Genomic DNA, 1,472 nt, shown 5'->3' on the forward strand with positions numbered 1-1,472 from the left:
CCCAGGTGCCGTCACCGGCGTAGCGGCGGTGGCGCTTCCACACGGTCTTCCACGGCCCAAAGTGCTCGGGCAGGTCACGCCACGGGATGCCTGCCCGGTAGCGGTAGATGATGCCCTCGACCACGAGCCTGTGGTCCTTGAACGGACGCCCGGCTCTGCCCGTGGAATCGGGCATCAACGGGGCGATCAGTTCCCACTGGGCATCGGAGAAGCGGGCGTAACGGGAATTCACCCGTCAATCCTGCCAAGCCGAACTGTCAGCGATTAGGAGACACGCCCTAGACGCTATCTACTGTCTGCTGTTCTTCAATCACTGTATTCAATTTCGCCTTTTCTTGACGGCGCTCGATGACGCCAAACAGCGTAGCCAAGAGTGCCCCTCCAATGTTGTGCCAAATAGTGGCTACCGCAGCTGGCAGCGATGCCAAGGGTCCGTAGTTGCTATTGGCCAGTGCCGCAGCTAATCCCGCATTCTGCATCCCAACCTCAACCGCGACTGCTCGTCGTTCTCGGGGACCCAAGCGACCTGCCCAAGCGGCCGTGTAACCTAATGCGAACCCAATCGCATTGTGCAAAATAACGGCAACGATAACTAGGCCTGCCGAGGCCATGACGACACTTGCGCTACGTGCCATGATGCCTGCGATCACAAGTGAAAGCACTGCAACCGAGATCCACGGAATTGCTGCCGAAATGGCATCGACAAATTTGCCTGCCACCAGCTTTAAAACGACACCAAGGATCACCGGAATGATAGTGATCTGCATGATTTGAGTAAACATGGAAGCAAAATCAACGGGAAGGTAGCTACCGGCAAGCCAGAGCACAATGAATGGCGTGATAAATGGCGCAAGAATCGTCGATAATGATGTCATTGCTACAGAAAGAGCAACATTGCCGCGAGACAAGTAAGCGACAATATTAGACGAGGCTCCACCTGGTACCGAACCCAAGAGCACCATGCCAACTACGAGCAGAGGTTCAAATCCAAATAGAACGGCAAGCCCGAGACCTGCCAGCGGCATAATGGTGAATTGAGCAACAAATCCGATAGCCACCGCTTGTGGCATACGCACTATGAGCTTGAGGTCAGGTGCCTTCATAGTCAGTCCCATTGTGAACATGACGACGCCTAGAAGAAGAGGCACAAGTGGATTCAAGGGAAGCGCCACTGTCGGCGCAAAGATGCCGAAAGCTCCAGCGGCAACGATGATCAGGGGAAATACTAGGACCGCTATTCGAGCTGATCGCCTTTCACGTGCGGTTTCGGTGCTCATGCTTGAGGTCATCATTGCTCCTTCATCGAGGTTTTCCACCAGGAAACTATGCACTTCCCGGTTCTACATAAGGGGATGTGTTTCGTCAACTTTAAGTCGGCCATTAAAGCGATAAGAATCAGGCCACCTGGGCTCAATTTCCTGCCATGTTGGCGTTTGGCCTATTTCATGAGCGCATTCTTGACCCGATAGGAC

2 protein-coding genes are annotated in these 1,472 nt (G+C 54.1%); both read right to left on the minus strand.

From position 1 onward, the window contains the following. The coding region (locus OIU93_RS20495; protein ID WP_264271884.1) for a transposase at positions 1-175 on the minus strand (175 nt) is incomplete at its 3' end. A gap of 103 nt (positions 176-278) precedes the next feature. Beyond that, positions 279-1,277, minus strand: a complete 999-nt coding sequence (locus OIU93_RS20500) for a bile acid:sodium symporter family protein (protein ID WP_264271883.1) — start codon at positions 1,275-1,277, stop codon at positions 279-281. Between the last annotated feature and the right edge of the window lie 195 nt (positions 1,278-1,472).

The organism is Paeniglutamicibacter sp. ZC-3, assembly GCF_025847175.2.
GTDB lineage: Bacteria > Actinomycetota > Actinomycetes > Actinomycetales > Micrococcaceae > Paeniglutamicibacter > Paeniglutamicibacter sulfureus.